25 protein-coding genes and 1 tRNA gene are annotated in these 23,100 nt (G+C 39.8%); 10 read left to right on the top strand and 16 right to left on the bottom strand.

All coding sequences use genetic code 11. The annotated features are described in order from the left end of the window. Positions 1-80: 80 nt before the first annotated feature. Positions 81-1,469, bottom strand: coding sequence for an aldehyde dehydrogenase (locus GPDM_RS05515; RefSeq protein ID WP_008429792.1), 1,389 nt, complete (start codon positions 1,467-1,469; stop codon positions 81-83). 79 nt (positions 1,470-1,548) lie between these two features. Beyond that, a complete protein-coding gene (locus GPDM_RS05510; RefSeq protein WP_008429791.1) occupies positions 1,549-2,475 on the bottom strand; it encodes a Gfo/Idh/MocA family protein in 927 nt (308 codons plus the stop codon). A gap of 115 nt (positions 2,476-2,590) precedes the next feature. Between GPDM_RS05510 and GPDM_RS16735 the strand changes: the two genes are divergently transcribed. The 3 genes from GPDM_RS16735 (at position 2,591) to GPDM_RS05500 (ending at position 3,756) form a co-directional block, all read left to right on the top strand. Beyond that, complete coding sequence (locus GPDM_RS16735) at positions 2,591-2,734, top strand: hypothetical protein (RefSeq protein ID WP_008429789.1); 144 nt, start codon at positions 2,591-2,593, stop codon at positions 2,732-2,734. A 147-nt stretch (positions 2,735-2,881) separates the two neighbouring features. Beyond that, on the top strand, positions 2,882-3,610 hold the full coding sequence (locus GPDM_RS05505; protein ID WP_008429787.1) for a thermonuclease family protein: 729 nt from the start codon (positions 2,882-2,884) through the stop codon (positions 3,608-3,610). A 74-nt stretch (positions 3,611-3,684) separates the two neighbouring features. Further along, positions 3,685-3,756 (top strand) — tRNA-Val (locus GPDM_RS05500). Between the two features lie 235 nt (positions 3,757-3,991). Here the strand turns inward: GPDM_RS05500 and GPDM_RS05495 are convergent. The 7 genes from GPDM_RS05495 to GPDM_RS05465 form a co-directional block, all read right to left on the bottom strand. Continuing rightward, the gene (locus tag GPDM_RS05495; protein WP_008429786.1) at positions 3,992-4,423 is read right to left on the bottom strand and encodes a hypothetical protein; all 432 of its coding nucleotides are present in this window, start codon (positions 4,421-4,423) and stop codon (positions 3,992-3,994) included. Positions 4,424-4,724: 301 nt separating this feature from the next. Then, a complete protein-coding gene (locus GPDM_RS05490) occupies positions 4,725-5,087 on the bottom strand; it encodes a YolD-like family protein (RefSeq protein ID WP_008429784.1) in 363 nt (120 codons plus the stop codon). A gap of 14 nt (positions 5,088-5,101) precedes the next feature. Next, entirely contained in the window at positions 5,102-6,361 is a 1,260-nt protein-coding gene (locus tag GPDM_RS05485) for a Y-family DNA polymerase (protein WP_008429782.1), read from the bottom strand. 380 nt (positions 6,362-6,741) lie between these two features. After that, the gene (locus tag GPDM_RS05480) at positions 6,742-8,775 is read right to left on the bottom strand and encodes a TRAP transporter permease (RefSeq protein WP_008429781.1); all 2,034 of its coding nucleotides are present in this window, start codon (positions 8,773-8,775) and stop codon (positions 6,742-6,744) included. Continuing rightward, positions 8,765-9,289, bottom strand: a complete 525-nt coding sequence (locus GPDM_RS05475; protein WP_008429778.1) for a DUF1850 domain-containing protein — start codon at positions 9,287-9,289, stop codon at positions 8,765-8,767. Before GPDM_RS05475 ends, GPDM_RS05480 begins: the two co-directional genes overlap by 11 nt. A 78-nt stretch (positions 9,290-9,367) precedes the next feature. Beyond that, a complete protein-coding gene (locus tag GPDM_RS05470; protein WP_008429776.1) occupies positions 9,368-10,342 on the bottom strand; it encodes a TAXI family TRAP transporter solute-binding subunit in 975 nt (324 codons plus the stop codon). A 126-nt stretch (positions 10,343-10,468) separates the two neighbouring features. Then, a complete protein-coding gene (locus GPDM_RS05465) occupies positions 10,469-11,053 on the bottom strand; it encodes a phosphatidylglycerophosphatase A family protein (protein ID WP_008429774.1) in 585 nt (194 codons plus the stop codon). 103 nt (positions 11,054-11,156) lie between these two features. On the opposite strand from GPDM_RS05465, the gene GPDM_RS05460 reads away from it, so the two are divergent. From GPDM_RS05460 to GPDM_RS05450, 3 genes are all read left to right on the top strand, one after another. After that, a complete protein-coding gene (locus tag GPDM_RS05460; RefSeq protein WP_008429772.1) occupies positions 11,157-11,879 on the top strand; it encodes an alpha/beta hydrolase in 723 nt (240 codons plus the stop codon). Positions 11,880-11,940: 61 nt separating this feature from the next. Continuing rightward, positions 11,941-12,459 (top strand): YjcG family protein, encoded by a 519-nt coding sequence (locus tag GPDM_RS05455; RefSeq protein WP_008429769.1) that lies wholly within the window; start codon positions 11,941-11,943, stop codon positions 12,457-12,459. Continuing rightward, positions 12,460-12,897, top strand: a complete 438-nt coding sequence (locus GPDM_RS05450) for a GNAT family N-acetyltransferase (protein ID WP_008429768.1) — start codon at positions 12,460-12,462, stop codon at positions 12,895-12,897. Between the two features lie 49 nt (positions 12,898-12,946). Here GPDM_RS05450 and fabI read toward each other — a convergent pair whose 3' ends face one another. Both fabI and mgtE read right to left on the bottom strand, forming a co-directional pair. Further along, positions 12,947-13,717, bottom strand: a complete 771-nt coding sequence (gene fabI, locus GPDM_RS05445; RefSeq protein ID WP_008429766.1) for an enoyl-ACP reductase FabI — start codon at positions 13,715-13,717, stop codon at positions 12,947-12,949. Between the two features lie 79 nt (positions 13,718-13,796). Next, positions 13,797-15,167 carry a magnesium transporter gene (gene mgtE / locus GPDM_RS05440; protein WP_008429764.1) on the bottom strand — a complete coding sequence of 457 codons (1,371 nt, stop codon included), beginning with the start codon at positions 15,165-15,167 and terminating at the stop codon, positions 13,797-13,799. A 101-nt stretch (positions 15,168-15,268) separates the two neighbouring features. On the opposite strand from mgtE, the gene prpE reads away from it, so the two are divergent. Continuing rightward, positions 15,269-16,006 carry a bis(5'-nucleosyl)-tetraphosphatase PrpE gene (prpE, locus tag GPDM_RS05435; protein ID WP_008429762.1) on the top strand — a complete coding sequence of 246 codons (738 nt, stop codon included), beginning with the start codon at positions 15,269-15,271 and terminating at the stop codon, positions 16,004-16,006. On the opposite strand, the gene GPDM_RS05430 is transcribed toward prpE, so the two are convergent. Genes GPDM_RS05430 through GPDM_RS05415 form a run of 4 tightly spaced genes read right to left on the bottom strand, consistent with a single transcriptional unit; the run spans position 16,003 to position 18,775 of the window. Then, positions 16,003-16,878, bottom strand: a complete 876-nt coding sequence (locus tag GPDM_RS05430; protein WP_008429760.1) for an RluA family pseudouridine synthase — start codon at positions 16,876-16,878, stop codon at positions 16,003-16,005. The two genes, prpE and GPDM_RS05430, sit on opposite strands and share 4 nt — an antisense overlap. Positions 16,879-16,883: 5 nt before the next feature. Then, the gene (locus tag GPDM_RS05425) at positions 16,884-17,690 is read right to left on the bottom strand and encodes an NAD kinase (RefSeq protein WP_008429758.1); all 807 of its coding nucleotides are present in this window, start codon (positions 17,688-17,690) and stop codon (positions 16,884-16,886) included. Further along, positions 17,687-18,364 carry a GTP diphosphokinase gene (gene yjbM, locus GPDM_RS05420; RefSeq protein WP_008429756.1) on the bottom strand — a complete coding sequence of 226 codons (678 nt, stop codon included), beginning with the start codon at positions 18,362-18,364 and terminating at the stop codon, positions 17,687-17,689. Before yjbM ends, GPDM_RS05425 begins: the two co-directional genes overlap by 4 nt. Before the next feature lie 21 nt (positions 18,365-18,385). Next, the gene (locus GPDM_RS05415; RefSeq protein WP_008429754.1) at positions 18,386-18,775 is read right to left on the bottom strand and encodes a UPF0738 family protein; all 390 of its coding nucleotides are present in this window, start codon (positions 18,773-18,775) and stop codon (positions 18,386-18,388) included. Between the two features lie 111 nt (positions 18,776-18,886). Between GPDM_RS05415 and GPDM_RS05410 the strand changes: the two genes are divergently transcribed. From GPDM_RS05410 to GPDM_RS05400, 3 genes are all read left to right on the top strand, one after another. Next, positions 18,887-19,477: a CYTH domain-containing protein gene (locus GPDM_RS05410; protein ID WP_008429752.1), complete on the top strand. Its 591-nt coding sequence runs from the start codon at positions 18,887-18,889 to the stop codon at positions 19,475-19,477. A gap of 100 nt (positions 19,478-19,577) precedes the next feature. Further along, the gene (locus GPDM_RS05405; RefSeq protein ID WP_008429750.1) at positions 19,578-19,976 is read left to right on the top strand and encodes a globin domain-containing protein; all 399 of its coding nucleotides are present in this window, start codon (positions 19,578-19,580) and stop codon (positions 19,974-19,976) included. Further along, the gene (locus GPDM_RS05400) at positions 19,973-20,770 is read left to right on the top strand and encodes a ClpXP adapter SpxH family protein (protein ID WP_008429748.1); all 798 of its coding nucleotides are present in this window, start codon (positions 19,973-19,975) and stop codon (positions 20,768-20,770) included. The genes GPDM_RS05405 and GPDM_RS05400 overlap by 4 nt, the downstream gene beginning before the upstream one ends. 481 nt (positions 20,771-21,251) lie before the next feature. Here GPDM_RS05400 and pepF read toward each other — a convergent pair whose 3' ends face one another. Then, positions 21,252-23,060: an oligoendopeptidase F gene (gene pepF / locus GPDM_RS05395; RefSeq protein ID WP_008429745.1), complete on the bottom strand. Its 1,809-nt coding sequence runs from the start codon at positions 23,058-23,060 to the stop codon at positions 21,252-21,254. Positions 23,061-23,100: the final 40 nt, after the last annotated feature.

Raw genomic sequence — 23,100 nt, 5'->3', positions numbered from 1 at the left:
GCTCTCTTTCCTTTTTACTTTCATTCATTTTACATATACTGAACAATCTTTTTCTAGAGTAAAAACAATCCAAAGACCGATTATTTTAACACTGTTTTAATCCATTTCGCTTTGTTCTTATAAGGCGGAAACAATAGATTTGTCGACAATTTAGTAGATTTTTTCAAAATGGCTTTGGCATGTGTAAATGTTTCAAAGCTTGCTTTTCCATGATAAGAGCTCATTCCAGATGTACCCACTCCACCAAATGGCAAATACGCACTGCCTACATGAGAAACTGTATCGTTAATACAACCTCCACCAAATGGCAACTGATCTAAGAAAAATTGTGTAGCACGTTCGTTTTCTGAGAAGAAATATGCCGATAACGGTTTTGGTAATTTGCGAATTTGGTGTACTAATACCGGTAAATCGGTATAGCCAATAATCGGCAAAATCGGACCGAAAATTTCATCTTCCATTGACGGGCTATCCCAACCAATGCGATCGAGTAAAACCGGTTCGATATACAAATCCTCACGATCCATTGTGCCACCATAAACAATATGATTGCTTTCTTTTCGGACTATTTCTGCTAACCGGTCAAAATGTTGCGTGTTAACAATGCGACCATAATCAGGACTTTTTTGTGCATCTTTGCCATAGAAATTTTGTATTGTTTTCGTTAATTGTTTTATAAATTCGTCTTTAATCGACTCATGTACACAAATATAGTCAGGAGCTACACAAGTTTGTCCCGTATTCATCAATTTGCCCCATGCGATTCGTTTTACAGCCAAATCAATATCTGCCGTTTGATCTACTATCGCCGGACTCTTACCACCAAGTTCTAATGTAATCGGTGTTAATCGTTCAGATGCTGCTTTCATAATGACTTTCCCTACATTGACGCTACCTGTAAAGAAAATATAATCGAACGAAGCATGGATCAACGCTGTTACTTCTTCTCGTTCGCCTTCAACGACACGAATATAGTAAGAAGGAAATGCTTCTTCAATGATGTTTCGGATAACTTTCGCTACGTGCGGCGTGGCTTCAGATGGTTTGACGATGGCACAATTCCCACCTATAATCGCGCCAATTAATGGCTCCATCACTAGTTGAAATGGATAATTAAAAGGTCCAATAACTAAAACAGAACCATAAGGCTCGCGAATAACAAAGCTCTTTGATGGCTGTAGATGAAGCGGGGTTTTAACAGACTCTGGCTTCATCCAACCTTCTAGATTTTTCGCCATATGGCCAATGCTATCGAGAACAAATCCGACTTCTGTTGCATAAGCTTCGAACTCACTCTTTCCTAAGTCTTTCTGTAAGGCATCAATAACATCTGCTTCATACGCTTGTATAACACTTTTTAGCCGGTCCAATTGCTCGATGCGGAAACTTGCTGGTTTTGTGTCCCCTGTATAATAATAATTCCGTTGCTCTTCAATCATGCGTTCTACATCCGTCGCAGTAAAATTCATTATTCAACCTCCTCTAGGTTTCTATATTATACCCATCGCGATAACTCATACGCTAAACTAATGACTTCAATCTATACTTCTATTCAGCCAATAAATGATCGATATAGCGTTGAACAATTAATCCTTCTTCAAAACTGACTAACAACGTCGATTGGTCGTTCATTTCATCAAAAAGCGAAGGAACTTCTTCAAAGTTGCCAATCAATTGGCGGTCTTCACCTTTTACCGACTCGTAAAGGGTTGTCCAATTCTCTAACGTTAGCACACCTTTGTCTCCGTATACTTTAAACTGCAATAACTCTTTTTGACCGATGTTGCTAATTCCCGTCAATAGAAAAGGAATTTGTTTTTCAGTTAGTCCATGCGCAATCATCCCTGTTTCACATTTATCTGCTTGTTCAGGATAAGTAATGTGATGAGAAGTAAAGGATAGTTCACCAAACAACCGATTCATTAACTGAAAATAATGGGGGAAGACTTCACGAACAAATCCTCCTTGATTTCTCGAACCAATCCACGAATTTTGCTGCCACAGTCTTGGCCAGTCCGGGAAGAAAGTTTGAAGTTCAATGCGAAAAATTTCCCCAATGTGTCCGGTTTTAATACGCTTAGACATTTCGCGAATGACCGGTTTATACATTAACGGAAAGTGCATAGCCGTTTGTACACGATTGTTTAGCACAGACTCCACCATGGACTCGCCGCCCTCGACATTATGAGCTAACGGTTTTTCACACAATATATTAATTCCTGCACTCGCTGCCAGCTCCGCAATTTCTGCATGAAACGCGGGAGGTGTCGCAATATAAACCCAATTTATATCCGAATGAAGAACATCTTCGATAGATTTTGCCATCGGAATTCCATAAGTTTGGCTAATTTCTGTAAGTCGTTCAGTGTGTTCATCGTAGACGATTTTTATTTCTACGCGGCTTTCTTCTTGTTGCAGTTGCTTTATAACACGTTCTCCTATAATTCCCGCTCCAATAATACCAATTGAAATCATCCACTATCTCTCCTTTAAAGCTTTTCGGCTTTTTCACAATGTTTGTTTATTAGTGTAACCTTTAGGGGTATAGAATAGTCAAACAATACCATTACAATTTCGAGGAGGAACTTGTATGAATGAACAGGCAAAATGGTGGGAACCTATTTTCACAGGTGAATTAGAAGTCGGAGTCAATAAGGAAAAGTTAGAAAACGTAACTGAGGAATCTCTTCTGTATTACACGGAAACCCAAGTACCTTCGGAGTCTGCACTTTAATTGATGATGTTAATCCAACTTTATCACTTCCGTACATAGCGACGCCTTTTCAATCAATAGTTGAAAGAGGCGTTTTATTATGCAACAGAGTCGATTGCCAGGCTAGTCGATTGTTCGTATAATAAAAGAACGAAAGCAGGGGTTGCAATGAAACTAAAAATCATATTACTAGCTTTGTTTTTTTTATCAGGCTGCGGAATGGTCGATTCCATTGATACACCCAACACAACCGATCAAATAGATGTGGAAGTAACACAAGTCATTGACGGCGATACCATTAAAATTATGTATGAAGGCAAAGAAGTAACTGTTCGTTATTTATTGATGGATACACCGGAAACCAATCACCCGCGCTTAGGCGAACAACCGCTTGGCAAAGATGCCACGGAAGAAAACAAACGAATTATTGAATCGGGTGATGTCTCTATCGAATTTGATGTCGGTGACCGCTTTGACGATTATGACCGATTGCTCGCTTATATTTATGTTGATGGCGAAAGTGTTCAAGAACAAATGATTAGATCCGGTCTAGCTAGAGTCGCTTATGTCTTTCCACCCAACACGCGTTACCTTGAACAATTTGAACAAGCCGAACAAATCGCTAAAGAAAACAAAGTTGGCATTTGGCAATACGAAAATTATTCAACTGACCGCGGATTCAATGCAGATGCTTACGGACAAGAACCAGCTGCCAACACATCCCCTTCTTCTGGACAACAAAAGGACGAATGCGATATTAAAGGCAATATTAACCGCAATGGCAATAAAATCTATCATTTGCCAAGTGATTCTTCCTACGAACAAACCAATCCAGAAGAATGGTTTTGCTCTGAACAAGATGCACAGGATGCAGGCTTTAGGGGCGTTGGACAATAGGCTATCTTTTCTATTTTTACTAGTATTGACTTTTTCTATGGACGAGCTATAATTAAATTTGTCCTGGAAATTGAGGTCTGTTAGCTCAGCGGGAGAGCACTTCGTTGACATCGAAGGGGTCACTGGTTCGATCCCAGTACAGACCATTGGTTATTATGTTGTACTTTGCTCGTTTTTCGAGTGAAATACGAAACTCCTCATTCTGTAAAGTTCAGAGTGAGGAGTTTTTTTATGTCTATTTTTTCAGCAAAAGACGAGCGTTACTAATAAAATGATTTAACTTTTCTTGGATTTGGAAAATAACTCGAATTTTTCTCACTTTCAGTGACGACACCACATTGCAGCTGGGGGCAAAGAAAATGTGCACATAGAATCGACGACTTATTCTGATGAATAATGCTTTTCTACTACAGAAAAAATTTCCTTAATAGTTTCTTCCTCATCTTTTTCTAACCTGTGAAATTTAAAGGCAATAGACTCGGCTGAAGTATTTATAGCTGGCCCTATATTTTTATCGCGCCGAAATGTTGTGACCTTTTCTAGATTTGCTCTCAAATAATCTGCAAGATTGCTTCTCTTAAACCGAAGACTCACTTTATCGGGTTCTTTTTCTAAATGTTTATTACTTCCTTCATATTGAATAGCTCCAATATAGCGTTTCCCTAACCTTAAAGACTCTTCATTCTCAAAAAGTTGTAATGTTTCTTTGGCATTTGCCCAATGAACATATAGACCAGCTGCTTCTGCTTGCCTTTGGATATAGTGAAACAGAGGGGTTACTTTAAAGTTCTTTCCTTCAACCGAATTAATCATATACCTTCCTCCTTATTGTGTATTTATTATACTCAATGTCAGATTACTGGTTCGCTAATTAATAGTCAATAAATAATCTTAATTTTCAGAATAAATCAGGAGGTGAATTTATTAAAGATAACTTCTAGTTTTGAAATTTAAAGAACACTCTTTTTCTCGCCTACTAAAAATGAGTTTAAACTACATCTCCACTCTCTTACTTTCTCGTAAAAGTGAGCTAAGAAGCTATTGATTGAGACTTGCGTTACCGGAGTATCTTTGCTCTAAACCGCAACGCCTTGAATATTGTAGTTATAGCTTGCTACTCAATTATCACAATCGAAACGACTCGATCTATCGGTAGCCTCTGTCTTTTCTCGCCCTCTCTAAACACAATTATGCGGTTTCTTGCATCAATGCCTTCAATCGTCCCTCTGTACTCATAAATCACACCTTCTGTCCAACTTTGAATCACCACTTCACATTGACGCTTTAACGCAATATCCATCTCCTCTTGTAATACCTGTAAATCATCTTCCGTCAATTCAGGCTTTGCTACTAGCTCGTCTTTTGCATACCATTCCCGAATCATTTCGACATGCTCTGGCAACATTAACGCTGTCCACTTAATACGCCCGCGATCTTTAACGTCACCTACGACTTTTAAATATTTATTGTGTTTCACTCGCCCCACCCCCTTTATTCTTTGTTGTGTCCTCCAATTAATTTTGTTCGTGCGATGGCCGTGCCTGCTTGCGTAGCAGATATGCCACGGTAGATGGCTGAATAGCCATACCGTTTTCGAATCGTGTCCATCGCTTCTCCGAGCTGTCTGTTTTCAAATTTCTTTTCATCAAAGAGACTCAGCTGCATAGATGACTCTTCTTCTAAATTGCTGATGGCTAGTGAAATTTGGCGAACCGGTTTGTGTTGAAAATGTTCGCGGAAAAGACTTTGACAGACGCGATACATCTCCATGGTGTCATTTGTTGCTTCGTCAATAGAGCGAGAACGAGAAAATCCGCCTCCAAAAGCTGTTTTACTATAAGCGATACTCAAATGGATGGTTCGTCCTGCTCGCCGAGCTTGTCGTGTTCGCATTGCAACGTCTTCACACATTTCCAAAATAATCGTCATGATGTCTTGTTCTTCTATGTAATCTCTATACAAAATTTGGCCTTTGCCATAGCTAATCTGCCCTTCGACTAATGGGGACCCCATATCCGAAAGGTCAATGCCATTTGCATGTTGATAAAGCTGATTGCCCATAATCCCAAATTGTTTTTCCAAAACAGCTACGTCAGTACACGCCAAATCTCCTACAGAAAAAATCCCCATACTGTTTAAGGTTTTCTCTGTTCGAGATCCAATTCCCCACATTCGACTTAATGGTTGTACCGGCCATAATTTTTTCGGTACATCACGATAACTCCAGTAAGCAAAACCTGTATTTTTCCCTTCTAAATCTAATGCTAATTTCGCCAGTAACATATTGGGTCCCCCACCAACTGAAGATGGCAGTTTAAAAGAATCTAATAATTCCTGCTGAATGCGGCGCATAGTAGATTCTGGCGGACCCCACAATTTTTCAGTCCCTGTCAGTTCAATGAAACTTTCATCCACACTGTAAATATGAATCGATTCTTTTGGTACATAACTTGCCAATAGTTCGGTGATGCTCATAGATTTTTGTAAGTACAACTTCATTTTCGGTTCTACTAATAAAATGTCTTGATGATTTGGAATTTCAAACAGCCGGGTACCTGTCCTGACACCAAAACGTTTTTTCATCATTGGCGATGCTGCTAGTACCACACTGCCTTTTCGTTCCTGATTTCCGACAACTGCAAGACAAACTTCTAGAGGGTCTAGTCCAAGCTCAACCGCTGAAACACTCGCGTAAAAGCCGCACATATCGATGCAGAAGATAGAAGCTTCCGGTAGTTCTTGCTTCTTCATCATACTCACCTCTCAAAAGGGAACGTTTGTTCTTATTTTATACCACGATTTACCTACCGGCAATCCTTTTTGAAAAATAAAAAATCTGGAGCATTCGAAATCATGGATTTTTTTCTCTATTCGCCGAAATTTCTAACAACTTTACATTTCTTTATGAACAAGATATGATGAATTTAGTAACAAGTTCGACATCCATCGTTCTTATGAGATTTCAACAATCAGTAAGAATTATTGGGTGCCAAACCCACTGCAAGCTTTAGGAACAAAGTTTGCTTTGAAAAAGTCATCGCCTTCGGGTGATGGCTTTTTTCGTGTTTACAATAAATATGAATAAACGCAAAAAAACCGGTCAGGCATCAGCCCGACCGGTTCTCTTTCTTTTATGCTTGTGCTGTTTTACTAGGTTTTTTATCGCGTGCCATCCATTGGATACCAAACAAGATAACAAACAATACCGCTCCAATAATATCAGTCATGCCTTCTGGATAAATTAAAGCCAGTCCAGTTGCAAATGTGATAATACGCTCGAACCAGTTGAGCTTACGATACCAATACCCGATCAATCCGGCTCCAATTGCAACCATACCGGATAATGCGGTAATCAATACCCAAATTAATTCTGGCCAAGTTGTATCAATCATCAATAATGATGGTGATAAAACGAACATATACGGAATGATAAAGGCTGCTGCTGCTAATTTAGCTGCAATAAAACCGGTCCGTATCGGCTCGCCACCTGAGATACCTGACGCAGCAAATGCGGCAAGTGCAACAGGTGGTGTGATGTCGGCAATAATACCAAAATAGAAAACAAACAAATGGGCAGATAATGCAACTACAAGTGGCACCGCTGCTCCAACAGGCTCATCTAACATCAACAGCGTAATAATAGCAGGTGCTGCGATTGTAGACGTAATAACGTAGTTGGCTGTTGTTGGCGATCCCATACCTAGGACAATCGCTGCTAACATCGTGAAGAATAAAGTTAACAAGACATTACCGCCTGACGCTGAAACCAATCCATTCGCCAAACTTAAACCAAGTCCAGTTTTCACGACAACCCCAACAATAATCCCAGCTGCTGCTGTTGCTGCTGCTACCGCTAATGCCGTTCTTGCACCATCAACTAAAGCTAAAATCATGTCTTTAAAGTTCAAGCGCGTTTCTTTATTAAAAGCACTTACAAATATGGTGAGTAAAATCCCGTAAAGTGCCGCTTGCATTGTTGGCACACCGATCAATAAAAAGACGATGATCGCAAGAATTGGCGTCAGTAAGTAGATTTTCTTCAATACTTCTTTACGATCCGGCATTTCTTCTGGGGAAAGCCCTTTCAAGCCAATGCGTTTTGCTTCAAAGTGGGTCATGATCCAAACACCTGTGAAATACAAAAGCGCTGGTATCGTTGCCGCTTTGGCAATTTCCCAATAAGTCACGCCTCCGATAAATTCTACCATCAAGAAGGCTGCGGCTCCCATGATTGGTGGCATTAATTGTCCACCTGTAGAGGCTGCTGCTTCTACCCCTCCGGCAAATTCTTTCTTATAACCTAACTTTTTCATCATCGGAATTGTGTAAGAACCTGAAGTTACAACGTTAGCAACCGAGCTTCCAGAAATCGTCCCTTGCAGGGCACTTGAGAAAATCGCTACTTTTGCTGGTCCCCCAACTAAATTCCCGGCTAATGATACGGCCAAATCATTAAAATATTGGCCTACTCCTGTTTTGACTAAAAATGATCCAAATAACAAGAAGGTGAATATAAACGTAGCCGAAACGCCGATTGGTGTTCCAAGCACACCATCTGTTGTGTAGAACATCAATTGAACAAGTGATTCTAAATCCTGTCCTCTATGACGCAAGAACCCTGGGAAGTAAGGTCCAAAAAAGGCATAAGTCAAAAACAAACTAGCAATAATGGTAATCGGCATGCCGACTGCTCGCCTTGTCGCTTCTAATGTTAGAAGGACCGCTAAAATCCCGACAATTAAATCTAATTCAGTCACACGTCCAAGACGGAATACTAAATCGTCATACATGATTGGCCAATAAGCAGCTACGCCAACTGATAATAATGCCAGAATATAATCATACCAAGCAACTTTATGACGAGCTCCTTTACGTTTACGAGCTGGGAATAACAGGAAAATTAAGGATAAGGCAAATCCTAAGTGAATCGACCGCTGAATATACGCGGTATACTGGCCGAAAATGGCAGTATAGAGCTGGAACAAGGAAAAAGCTAATAATCCAAAAAAGACCACATGTTTAATCATTCCGCTTAAATCCCGCGTATTGGATTCAGGATCGTATTTCTGTAAAATTTCCTTTTGTTTTTCTTCTGAGATGTAAGACTCGTCCTCTGGCGGAAGTTTCTGCTGCGTGTGTTCTTCTGGAGGCAACTTATCGCTCATCAATTCTCACTCCTTTTCTTAGTTGAAACAGGGATACGTTTTCTACTCGAAACGTATATGACTCTCCTCGTTCAAGCGTTTTTTTTAAATCCATCTGGTGTCCTTTGGTTTTGAATGACAAGTCAGCATCTACATCCCCCACAAATAAGCGGAACTCCGGAATTTTTCTTGTCATATTTTTAATAAAGTATTTACCATCCTTTTCGACAAAGGTTTCCCCTTCTCCTGCATTTGAAGGCATTCCAATATTAAAATCTTCGTATTCAAGCTCTGTCATCATCAACTGATCGTTTCCTGTTATTTTGTAGCTTTCAATAACTTCTGATAAGTGAATCGAATGGGTATATATGATTTGAAAAAACCGGCTTTCTACCGGTACATATGCCGCAATGTCTTCAGTCTCATTATCGATAAACACATAATATTTTTTGGAAGGGGTGAATGCGATTAAGGAGCTAATTAAGATGAGGACAATCACTAAAAGAAGGAATTTATGTATCCGGGTAAACCGCATATTCTATTCTCCTCCATCTAAAAAAATAAATAACTGACGAAAAGCTAGCGCTTTGCCGTCAGTTACTCGCTCATTCAATTAATTTACTTCGTCAAAATACTTTTGTGCGCCAGGATGAATGTCAATGCCGATTCCATCAAGAGCTGTTTCTGACTTGATGAATTCTGCTTTTGCATGCTGGATTTGATCTGTGTTTTCATAGATTGCTTTTGTGATGTTGTAAACAAGATCTTCTGAAAGATCGTTTTGTACAACTAACATCGCTAGAACTGAAACAGTCGGAACTTCTTCAGTTAATCCATAAATACCAGACGGTACAGTATCATGTGCATAGTAAGGGTATTTCTCGATCAATTCATCAGCTTTGTCCTTTTCTACAGGGACAATCACTACGTCTGAAGTAGCTCCAAGACTTTCAACTGCGCCTGTTGGAGTACCAGCAGTGATGAAGGCTGCATCAATTTGACCTGACTGCAAGCTTTCTTGTGACTCACCAAAGTCAAGGTTTTGTGCATCGATATCGTCCATAGTCATACCATGGATTTCTAACAATTGTTCAGCGTTAATATAAGTTCCTGAACCAGGAGCACCAACTGAGATTTTCTTACCTGACAAATCATCAAATGAAGCAATTCCTGAACTTGAAGTTGTTACTAATTGAATTGTTTCTGGATAAAGTGCACCGATAGCAGAAACTGTATCGATTACTTCGCCTTCAAACATATTCGATCCTTCAGATGCATAAAATGCCGTATCTGTTTGAACAAATGCAATTTGTGCATCTCCGTCAGCAAGTGCTGTCATGTTCGCAGCAGATGCTTGTGAAACTTCAGCAGTCGTATCCAAGCCAGTTTCTGTTTCAATGATGTTTGCCATTGCGCCACCTAGTGGATAATACGTACCTGTTGTTCCGCCAGTTAGAATGCTAAGGAATTCTGGATCTGATGAACCTCCGCCTTCGCCTTCTGTAGCTTCGTCATCGCCGCAACCTGCTAAAAATACAGAGCCTGCAAGTGTTACTGCAGCAAATAAACCAAATTTCTTGTTTAACATAAAGTGACCTCCCTTTTCTCGAATAATTTTCTATGTTTCATTTTTAATAATACCATTCCTTTCTGGCTGGTTTCAATGCATTTCGCAATTACAACCGCTTACAGAAAGAACATTTAGAATACTTCTTTACGTCTCTGCACCTTCAACATGTGTTTCTGGTGTCGTCTCTTCTGGAGCAAGATCTTCAAACGTCCTACCTTGCTCTTCAAGATCGCGGGTCCGGTGGGCAATACGCGCTGATGCACAAGCAGCAATACTCGCGACTAAATCATCTAAGAACGTGTGAACATGGCCGCCAATTTTTGTATCTAGTTCATGAATAATACCAGTTTTATTTTTATCCAAATGACCGAATGTTGTAACTGCAATACTGCCATAAGTTAACACCGCACCTAATCCGATCATTTCATCAACGCCGAACAACCCTTCATCTGACCCGATAATTTGCTGAAGCGGACGGGATAATTTCCCTTGTTCTGCTAGTTCGTCGAGTTCGATTCCCACTAATAGGGCGTGTTGCATTTCACGTTTGCGTAAAACACTTTCAACTGATTCCAAACAATGTTCGATTTTAAGCCCTTCATTGTAAGGGAGTTGCATATCCAAAACGATTTTGGCTATGTCTTCATTTGTTACGCCTCTTCTTTCTAATGCTTCATGTGTCGCTTTTCTAACGTCGTCAGAATGAACTTGGAACTTCGCGCCATCCATGTCAAAAACCCCTTCCCTCTAATTATTGGTGTTCTCTTTCCATTATACCTTGAACATTCATTATGGTACAATTTTCTTATAAAACACTAGAGGAGGCATACAAATGACTACTGGAAAGGTAGAGGACTTATCCATCTACAGCAAGGAACTTCAAGAAGACATGCAATTGCTCGTCTATCTTCCTGCCAATTTTTCGCCCTTATATAAATATACGCTGGTCATCGCTTCTGATGGAAAAGATTATTTTCAATTAGGACGAATTCCTCGAGTCGTCGATGAGTTACTCGAAAAGCGGGAAATTGAAAATATTATTGTCGTCGGTGTTCCATACAAGAGTGTAGAAGACCGCAATAAAAAATACGAGCCCACTGGTGAACAGCACAGTGCTTACCTACGTTTTCTAGCACATGAACTGGCACCTTTCCTAGATGAAAAGTATCCAACCTACCAAGTCGGTATGGGGCGTGCTTTAATCGGAGACTCCTTAGCTGCAACTGCATCTTTGATGGCGGCTTTAAAATACCCAAATATTTTTGGGCGTGTGATTCTTCAATCGCCGAAAGTTGGCGAAGAAATGCTCACTGCGATAGAAGCTTTTAAATCGGCTAACTCGTTTACGGTTTATCATGTTATCGGAAAAGAAGAAACAGCTGTAAAACTAGGGTCTGGCGGAACTGCAGATTTTCTCGAACCAAATCGCCAATTAAATAATTTAATGAAAAATAAAGGGTTTTCGGTCTTTTATGAAGAATTTGAAGGAGACCACACTTGGAAGCATTGGCAGCCCGATTTAAAACGTGCCCTTATTCAAAACTTCGGCATGTAAAGGCTTATAATGTTCCGAGACTTAAAAAAAGATGGTTATTACAGACAAGGAGGTCGTTTAGATGAAATATGGAGTAGCAGCTTTTCCTTCAAAAAAATTACAAGACATCGCCAATTCATATCGCAAACGTTATGACCCACATTATGAATTGATTACCCCTCACATGACATTAAAAGAGCCATTTGAGGTAGATGCAGCAGATGTTAAGGCAATGGCGGCAGAAATGCAAAACATTGCGAAGCGCCATAAACCTTTTAAATTACATGCAACGCGCGTTAGTACCTTTTCTCCAGTCAACACTACTTTGTACTTTAAAGTAGAGCCGAACGAAGAGATTGAGGCTTTGCACGCAGATCTGCATTCTGACTTTTTCGGTGGAATGCCAAAACATTCATTTGTACCTCATATCACCATCGGACAAAAATTGTCTGATACCGAGCATGCAGACGTTTATGGTCAATTGAAAATGGCTGGTATCGATCACGAAGAAATTATTGATCGGATGCATTTGCTTTATCAATTGGAAGATGGTTCATGGACAGTATACGAAACATTCCGTTTAACGGGAGATGATCAATAAGTGTTTAAAGTGAAAATAGCTGAAAATCAATTGGAAAAAGAACAAGCTTTTGATGTTCGCAGAAAAGTGTTCGTAGAAGAGCAACGTGTCCCGCTTCATATTGAGATGGATGAACACGATGACGATGCGATTCATTTTGTCGCTTATCAACTTGAACAACCAATTGCTGCCGGCCGTATTCGCGAAGTAGAAGTCGGTCTTGGAAAAGTAGAACGTGTTTGCGTTCTTCCTGAATATCGTGGACAGCATATTGGAATCATGATGATGAACGGCATGGAGGAGTATGCGCAGTCTAACGGCATTTTCAGACTCAAATTGAATGCACAGACTCATGCGCTTGCCTTTTATGAAAAACTCGGCTACGAAGTCACCTCAGATGAATTTATGGATGCCGGTATTCCCCATAAATCGATGGAAAAAGCCGTAACAGTCGAATAACATGAAAACAGCTCAACCGATATAAATCGGTTGAGCTGTTTTTTCGTTTTTATAAAATATGGAACCCGCTATCCACGTGGATGGTTTCGCCTGTAATTCCACGAGACATATCACTGAACAAGAATGCGGCTGTATCGCCCACTTCTTCAGGAGTTGTATTGCGGCGTAATGGTGCTTTTTCTTCAATTTCGTGCAAGATTGAATTGAAATCACTCACACCTTTTGAAGACAATGTGCGAATCGGACCTGAAGAAATCGCGTTAACTCGAATATTGTGTTTCCCAAGATCTGCCGCTAAATAACGAACCGACATTTCAAGAGAAGCTTTTGCAACACCCATAACGTTATAGTTTGGCATTACACGCTCGCCGCCAATGTATGTCAATGCAACGATGCTGCCGCCTTCTGCCATTAACGGTTTTGCATTTTTCGCAATGTTCGTTAACGAATACGCACTAATATTATGGGCTAATAAAAAGCCATCGCGTGACGTATCTGAGAAATCGCCAGCTAATTCTTCGCCTTTTGCAAATGCGATACAATGTGCCAGTCCGTGAATCGTTCCTACTTCTTCTTTAATTGTTGTAAAGCATGTAGCAACCGCTTCATCATTTGTAACATCGCAAGGCAAGATCAGTTCATGATTGCCGTCTAGTGTCGCAACTAAATCCCGTACGGACTTTTCAAAACGCTCTCCTGCGTATGTAAAAATTAAGTTTGCTCCTGATTGATCTAACGAACGAGCGATCCCCCAAGCGATGCTCCGTTTGTTTGCTACTCCCATAATGACAAAAGTCTTTCCTTTTAATGATATTGACATGTCCATTCCTCCTGCGTCTGTTGTTATTACCTGGTACTAATAATACCTCATAAAAAAGAAAAGTGCAATTTGCACTTTTCTAAAGACGACTTAAAAATGTCGTAGCTAAACCTAGATAAATTAAAATCGAAATAATATCGTTTAACGTTGTGATAAAAGGTCCAGATGCGACTGCTGGGTCAATCTTCATCCGGTGAATGACTAACGGAATAAACGAGCCCGCTAACGTTGCAACAAAAATAGAACTCATAACAGCAGTTCCAACAAGCATCCCAATAAGTAACTCGCCTTTCCAAAAGTAAACCAATCCTACGACTACGACTCCACAAACAATACCGGTAATAAGACCAGTACCTGCTTCGCGGAACAATAGTTTCATTTTACTTTCTTCTTCAATGTCCCCTGTCGCAATTCCCCGAACCGCTACTGCCAACGCTTGTGTCCCGCTATTCCCTGCCATACCCGCAATAAGTGGGATAAAAACAGCTAGTAATGCAACTTGGTCTAAAGTTGCTTCAAACATGCCCATTAAGTTTGCTGTCAGCATTCCTAAAAACGTCAGCAAAATCAACCAAGGCAACCGTTTTTTCGCAGCAGTTAACGAACTTTTATCAAATGTATCCATATCGGATACAGCTGCAAGTTTCGAGTAATCATCGGAAGCTTCCTCTTCTAATACATCGATAATATCATCGACCGTAATAATCCCTAGCAAATGCTGTTGGAAATCAACAACGGGTAAAGCTAGAAAATCATAATCTTTAATCATACGGGCAACTTCTTCTTGGTCTTCACTTACCGAAACACTAACCACTCGTTCGTTCATAATGGAGCTGATCAACGTATCTTCTTCTGCAAGAATTAAATCCCGCAACGTGACAATACCTGACAGTTTCTTTTCATCATCTACAACAAACACGTAATAGATGGTTTCAGCGTTTGGTGCAGCATTTCGAAGAATATTCATCGCCGAACGAACTGTTGAATTTTTTGGAATTGCCACAAATTCTGTCGTCATGATTGATCCAGCCGTGTATTCCTCATAATGAAGTAAATCTTTAATTTGACGTGCTGATTCTTTGTCCATAATGGTTAAATAACTCGCAACTTGCTCTTTATTTAACTCGTTTAAAACATCAACTGCATCATCTGTATACATGTACGACAGCAAATCTGCAGCATAACGAGCATCCATTTCTCGGAACAAATCTTCGTAATCATCATCGTCTAATTCAATTGCTTCAAACAAATCTGCCATCTCTTTAGGAGAGAGATACTGATACAGCAATTGCCTTGTTTCGGAATCTGCTTTTTCATAAAAACTTGCTTGGTCGTATGGATGGTGTGATAGAAATTCTTCACGGAAATCTTTGACGTCTCCGCGTATAAGCAATTCAGCAAACAAAGCTTCGTTTAACTCTTCATCACGTACTACTTTTTCGTCCATCATGTATACTCCCTCCTTTCGAAGATCTTCTAGGCTTGCTATAGTAGTCTATACGTTACACCAGTGTTATGTATAGTAAATTTTTAAACAAAGAGGTGTGTAGGATGAAATTTGATATTATCGGGGATATTCACGGTTGTTACCAGGAGTTACTGTTACTCATTGAACAATTAGGCTACAAGCAACAAGGGGCCATTTTTGTTCATCCTGAAAACAGAAAACTCGCTTTTGTCGGCGATGCCATGGACCGTGGCCCTGAATCATTAAATGTGTTGCGCTTGTTGTTTGCGTTGCAAGACGAAAACAGCCTTTATTATTCGCCAGGAAATCATTGCAATAAACTGTACCGTTTTTTCAAAGGACATCCTGTTCAATTAGCTCACGGTCTAGAAATGACCGTAGCGGAATGGGAACAGTTGCCTTCTTTAGAAAAACAGCAATTTAAAAAACGCTATCTCCAGTTTTATGAACAACTTCCGCATTATCAACAGTTTGACAACGATTTAATCATTGCTCACGCTGGCTTGAAAGCCGAAATGATTGGCAAACCATTGAGCAGAGGCATCGCAGTATTTGTATTATATGGTGATATAACCGGGAAATTCCATTCTGATGGACGACCTGTTCGTCGCAACTGGGCTAAATCTTATAAAGGGCATAAATGGGTCGTATATGGTCATACACCCACGGAAAAGCCTTATTTTAACAACAACACCGTTAATATTGATACGGGTTGTGTTTTCGGCGGTGCGCTCAGTGCTTTTCGTTTTCCCGAAAAAAAGACCGTTTCCGTTCCTTCTCTACAACCGTATCAACCTGATCGTTTTTACAAGTACGATTAAAGCAAAGATTGCATATCGTCATTTAATGCCGAATGAAAAAATAGCGGCTTTCCTGAAACCGGATGAATCAATTCAAGCTCCGTACAATGCAACGCTTGACGGTTCACTAAATCTCGTTTGCCTCCATACAAGTCATCTCCAACTAAAGGATGACCGATATGAGCCAAATGAACGCGAATTTGATGTGTTCTTCCTGTATTTAATTGCAAGCTAACATGCGCATAGCCTTGCAAATTTTCGAGCACACGAACTTCGGTTTCAGCAAATTGGCCATCTTCACGCACTTCCCGCTCGATAATGCTTGTATTTTTTCGTCCAATTGGAGCCGTTATCGTAAATTCAGTTTTATCAATTTGTCCGTGAACTAGCGCCTCATACCGTCGCTTCATCTTTTTCTCTTGCTGCTGCTGAGAAATCATATGATGAATGTGGCGGTTTTTCGCAATGCACACAAGTCCAGAAGTATCACGATCGAGTCGAGTTGCAATATGCAAAGTCGAAGGAATTCCATGGTCATTAAAATGTTTCGCTACAATATTGGCCAAGCTACCAAATGGATGTTCACGAGATGGAATGGTATTTTGCAACGGTGGCTTTTCTACGATCAGCAACACTTCATCTTCGTAAACAATTTCCAAGTCACCATCTTCTGCAAGTAACCCTTTGCCATGTTCTTCATTCGGAAAAATAACGGTTACAGCATCTCCTTTTTCTAGGACATGCCTAACCGTTACTTCCTGACCATTAACTAAAATCTGTCCCCCGCTATATTTGACAGAAGCTAGCGTTCGTTTAGAGATGCCCCAAGCGCCTAACGCCTCACGAAGCATCCCTGGTTGCTCAGCGGTATAGGTTAATTGAAAAGGTTTCATCGTGTTCACTCTGAACTCTCGCTGTCGATAAAGGAATCATGAACGCGTTGCCAGAATGGAAATGATCGGAAACGGGCAAATCGCACTTTTTCGTCAGCCACTCTGTATTCAATTGATTTCACATCTTTATGAAGCAATTGCAAATGATCAACCGTTACCATAAAGTCAGGAGCTTTAACTGGTCGCAATGCACATCTATGATGGGCAGGCAACACTAATGGCGATCCCACTGTTCGAAAAACCCGGTTATTAATCGATGCCATTTCTGTTAACTGCATAGCTTGCAAAGATGGATGAATAATGGCTCCGCCTAATGCTTTGTTATAAGCTGTACTCCCTGAAGGAGTCGACATGCACAATCCATCTCCTCTAAAACGTTCAAAATGACTTTCGTTTAAAAAGACATCCATTACCAATGTAACGTCTGGCGATTTGACAGTAGATTCATTTAAAGCCAAATACACAGCAGGATCATCTAAGTTTTGATAGTGAATACTCACTTCTAACAATGGGTATTCGATCACTTCATATTCTTTTTTAGCAATAGACAAAACTAATTTTTCGATTTCGATTGGTTTCCAATCGGCATAAAACCCAAGGTGGCCTGTATGTATTCCCACAAAGGCTACATCCGCTAGTTTCTCACTGTATTTATGGAAAGCGTGTAGCAAGGTTCCGTCCCCACCAATTGACAACACAACGTCTGGCGATTCCTCATTCCACTCCATGCCAAAATCCTCTAGATAATCCTTTGCAGTGGCCATCAATTCATTGGATAATTTGTCTGTTCTCGATATGATATGAAATTTCATCGTTCTGCTCGACCTCCCTCTCTATCGTTTCGAAAATGCGTTCCAGGTGAGTCTTTAAACTCAGTGAAATAAGCTTGTGCTTCTTGTATTTCATCCCGTATTTGCGACATTTCTTCGTCTAACTGGAATGCCGCTTCTGCTGCACGTTGCAGTCGGTTTTTTATCTCTTCTGGAAAAACACCTTTATATTTGTAATTCAAGGAATGCTCAATTGAAGCCCAAAAATTCATCGCTAATGTGCGTATTTGGATTTCGGCTAAAATCAATTGCTCGCCATTAATCGTTTGAACTGGATATTCCACAATGACATGATACGAGCGATAGCCACTTTGTTTCTCATTCGAAATATAATCTTTTTCTTCGATAATCCGCAAATCTTTTCGTTGTCTTAACAAGCCAACGACAGTCTCAATATCCCCGACAAACTGACACATCATTCGAATCCCAGCAATGTCTTGTAACTGATGAGCCAATTTCTCAGAAGGTTCAAATGGAATGCCTTTTTCTAATGTTTTATCGTAAATACTAGCTAAAGGTTTAACGCGTCCCGTAACAAACTCAATTGGCGAATTTGTATTTTCATTTTCGAATTGACTGCGCATTCCTTTAAATTTCACTTTTAATTCGTCCACTGCTTCTTTATATGGCGCTAAAAAACGATTCCATTGACCCATCTCAAGTCCTCCTCACTACTATTAAGATCGTGAAGCAAGTGCCTCATGAAATGTTTGCTCTACAGCAGTACGGAACTTTTCACCGTAATTGTCGTTGCCTTCTATATTGTCCACAAGCATCAATAATTCCTCGTGAAACTCTGCGAGTGGCATAATTTGTTTACCCCATATTAAAAGCGGAACATTTTTCAATTCTAGCGCTTTCGTCATCGCTGTCCATGTATGTATAGCAAACTGAACATATATATAATCTGTTCCTGTATCCAACAAGTAAACAAACGCTTGGTTATCGGAATCTGTAAGCATTTGACCAGATGCCTCAAGTGCTTCTGCAGGTTCAGTTTCTTCGATGATAAACTCGATTTCATTTCCATTGATTACAGTTTCTTTTACTGCCACAAATTTATGCAAATCAAACCTTCCTTTCTGGCTTCTTAATAATGATATTTTACCACAGCTCTGTCATTCGTTGCAGTTTGCGCTAAACTATCCGATAATGAAATTACTAGAGAGGTGCTTCCAATGACAAAAGAGCTTGAAATTGAATTTAAAAACATGCTAACCCAACAAGAATATAGCCGTTTGCTAGAAGATTTTGCCGAATTCCATAATGGTCCGATCACTCAACACAATCATTATTTTGATACAGCTGATTTCCAACTAAAAAAGCAGCTCAGCGCACTTCGTATTCGCCATAAAAACGAGCGATTTGAATGTACATTAAAAACTCCTGCTCCTGTTGGTCATTATGAAATCACGGATCAGTTGACTAAAGAACAGGCGCAACGCATGCTTGCATTAACCAGCTTTGACGCAACTGAAGTGGCAGAAGCTCTTCAAACCTTAGATGTCTCGCCTGCACAGTTAAATCTGATTGGAACATTAACCACTCATCGCGTCGAATTTGATTTTCTTGATGGCTTATTGGTAATTGATCACTCTGAATACAACGGACACGAAGACTTTGAATTGGAATTTGAAGTTTCTGATGAAGAAATTGGGCGTCATCAATTTTCAAACTTCTTAAAAGAGCAAGAAATTCCAGAACGTCCAGCACATAAAAAAATAGCACGTTTTATGAATTCTGCTTTGAATTCTACTAAAGACGAATAATTTCTTATCCTATTTTTCCCATGTCCTCAATCGATTTGTTTGAGATATTCGGGATCCGTTGGTAGAATGTATTTACAGCTAAAGCAAAGGAGACACGATGATGACTGGAAAACCGATTATTCCGTACGATGAGATTGGTGCGGAAACATTATCACAGTTAGTCGACGCATTTTATGCTCGCGTAGCGGCACATCCAAAGCTGCAGCCTATTTTTCCAAATGACCTTTCAGAAACCGCCCGTAAACAAAAACAATTTTTAACTCAATATCTAGGTGGACCGAATATTTATTCAGAAGAACATGGTCATCCAAGACTCAGAGCAAGACATAACCCGTTCGCCATCACACCTGCTAGAGCTCAGGCTTGGTTAGAGTGTATGAGTGAAGCAATGGATGAAGTGGGACTAAGCGGGAAATTCCGTGAAACCTTATACAACCGACTCGTTTTAACTGCCCATCACATGGTCAATGAGTCTGATAGTGAGGAGGAATTGGAGTGAGCAACTTAGATTTGGTCGAAGAAGTTCACGAACCTGTGAATACTTTTAAACCAATGGAATTATACGTCTTTGTCGACCCCTTAAACCCAGAATGTTGGGAGTTGCAAGGAGTCATCCGGAAATTACAAATCGAATATGGCCATTATTTTTCTATGCGAATTGTGTTAAGCACACAATTATTCAATTTAAATAAAAACATTTTATCTGCAAACATTGACACTGAAAACTTGACGCATCCTGTGTTGCCTTCTGTAGCCATCAAAGCAGCGGAACTTCAAGGAAAACGTTCTGGCAACCGTTTCTTGCATAAATTACAAGAGCATTTATTCCTTCAATCAAAAGATGTATCTTCTTATAGCGTTTTGTTGGAAATTGCTAAAGAAGCAGAACTTGATCAAGAAGAGTTTAAATCGGACTTCCATTCTGTACATACCGCAAAAGCGTTCCAATGCGATTTACAGATTACCCGTGAAATGGAGATCAACGAAGTGCCGAGCATTGTCTTTTTTAATGAATGCATTGAAGACGAAGGTGTAAAAGTATCTGGACTTTATTCATACGATGTATACCAAACAATTTTACAGGAGATGATGGGAGAAGAAAGCTTGAATCGTCAAACCCCGCCTCCTTTAGATGATCTTTTCACTAAATATACGACGATGGCCACAAGAGAAATTGCTTCTATATATAACATTTCTGAACAAACGGCAGAATGTGAACTAAAAAAACAAGTACTGCAACAAAAACTAGAACGCATCTCCATGCCAAAAGAAACTTTATGGAAAGTAAAATAACCTGACTCCCTTTTTGGGAGCCAGGTTATTTTTTTATTGTGTCTAAATGTGTTCAAATTGGATTTCGACAGTATTTCTTGGATTTGGACAGTATTTTGTGTGATTTGGACAGTATTTTGTGTGATTTGGACAGTATTTGCCCGATTTGGACAGTATTCAATCACAAACCGACAGTATATCCAATAATTAGGATGCATTTAAGAAAAAGTGAAAGGCGCCTTCCACGTCCGGAAGGCGCCTTTCTATATTACACAAAGGGGATGGGAGAAATGTTCACGCTCAAACAAAGGGGTGTATGTTTGTATGTGATTTATTTCACAACATAATCTTATCACGGAATAATAGTTAAATCAATAATTCACAAGGAGTTTCACAAATTTGTCATAATTACCAATACCCCCTTTTATAGCGGATGGTATATTGTTATTTTTGTATAGCAAAAAGAAGCGACCTTATGAGGGTTGCTTCTTTTTTCAACACTTTATTTATTTAATAAAAGTTTTTCAAGTTCGTTCAGTTTTTGCTCAAATACCATGCACGCTTCTTCGATTGCTTTTGACTGCGTCATGTCAACACCCGCTTTTTTCAACACTTCAATTGGGTAATCCGAGCTTCCTGCTTTCAAAAATTCGTTAATGTAGCGATCGACTGCAGGTTGTCCTTCTTCAAGGATTCCTTTGCTAAGTGCTGTCGCGGCACTGAATCCTGTAGCATATTGGAAGACGTAATAATTATAGTAGAAGTGTGGGATACGCGCCCACTCCATACCAATTTCTTCATCGGACACAACATCTGGTCCGTAATATTTTTGGTTTAATTCATAATAAACTTCTGTTAACCGGTCTGCTGTTAACGCTTCGCCATCTTGGTCCATTTTGTGAATCAAGTGTTCAAACTCTGCAAACATTGTTTGACGGAACACTGTTCCACGGAAGCCATCAAGCCAGTGGTTTAATAAGTAAATACGCTCTTGGTCGTCGTCAGTAGACTTTACCATATACTCATTTAATAATGCTTCATTTGTTGTCGAAGCTACTTCCGCAACAAAAATTGAGTAATCACCATACACGTATGGCTGGTTTTTGCGTGTGTAATAACTATGAACGCTATGACCAAATTCATGTGCCAATGTATACAAATTGTCGACATTGTCTTGCCAGTTCATCAAAATATACGGGTTGGTACCATATGCGCCTGATGAATAAGCTCCACTGCGCTTACCTTTGTTTTCTTTAACATCTACCCAGCGATTGTCGATACCTTCTTTAACAATCCCTACGTATTCTTCCCCTAAAGCTTCAAGACCATTAAGCATGACGCCTGTCGCTTTTTCATAAGGCATTTCCATTTTTACTTCTTTCACTAATGGCGTGTGCAAATCCCACATATGCACTTTATCCAGTCCAAGCACTTCTTTACGTAAAGCTGAATAGCGATGCAATAGATGAAGATTATTATTAACGGTTTCTACCAAATTGTCATATACCGCTTCTGGAATATGATCTTCCGCTAAAGCCGCTTGACGTGCCGATTCAAATTTGCGAATTCGTGCACTGACATTATCTTTTTTGATGTTTCCTGACAGAGTAGAAGCAAAAGTATTGCGGAATTTGCCGTATGTTGCATAAATAGCTTTAAACGCATCTTCACGTACACGGCGATCTTTTCCTTCAAGAAAACGAATATAATTGCCATGTGTAATTTGTACTTTTTCCCCTGACTCATCTTCAATTTCCGGAAACTCAAGATCGGCATTGTTTAACATGCCGAACGTTTCTGAAGATGCGCGGCTTACTTCAGACATTTGTGCTAGCAAAGATTCTTGCTCTGCTGGCAAAACATGCGGACGCATTGAATTCAATTCTTCAAGAGCTTGCTTGTATAAGCTCAAACCTTCATGTTTCTCTACATAATCATTTAGTACAGATTCTTCAATCGCCAAAATTTCCGGTGTCATAAATGACAACCCCGCTGATACTTTAGCGAACAATGATTTAATCCGACTATCTAATGCTTGATATTTAGAATTAGTTGTATCTTGGTCGTAACGCATATGCGAATACGTATAAAGACGTCTTAAGCGCTCTGTCAATTCATCTCGGTAAACCATTCCTTTGTATAGCGCTTCGGCACTTTCATGCAGCGTTCCTTGAAATGACTCTGCCTTGTTGCTAAGAGCCGACACTTCTGCAAACTCTTTTTCCCAAAGTTCATCGGATTCAAATATATCCTCTAATTTCCACGTCAATTCTGTTGGAACTTCTTCTCTTGTTAATACTTTCTCAGCCATTTAATTTCCTCCTCTATCCCGTTCTTTCGGGAAACGAACT

The organism is Planococcus donghaensis MPA1U2 (assembly GCF_000189395.1).
GTDB lineage: Bacteria > Bacillota > Bacilli > Bacillales_A > Planococcaceae > Planococcus > Planococcus donghaensis_B.
The sequence above is the reverse complement of the archived record's forward strand: the minus strand, read 5'-3'. Positions and strand labels throughout refer to the sequence as shown.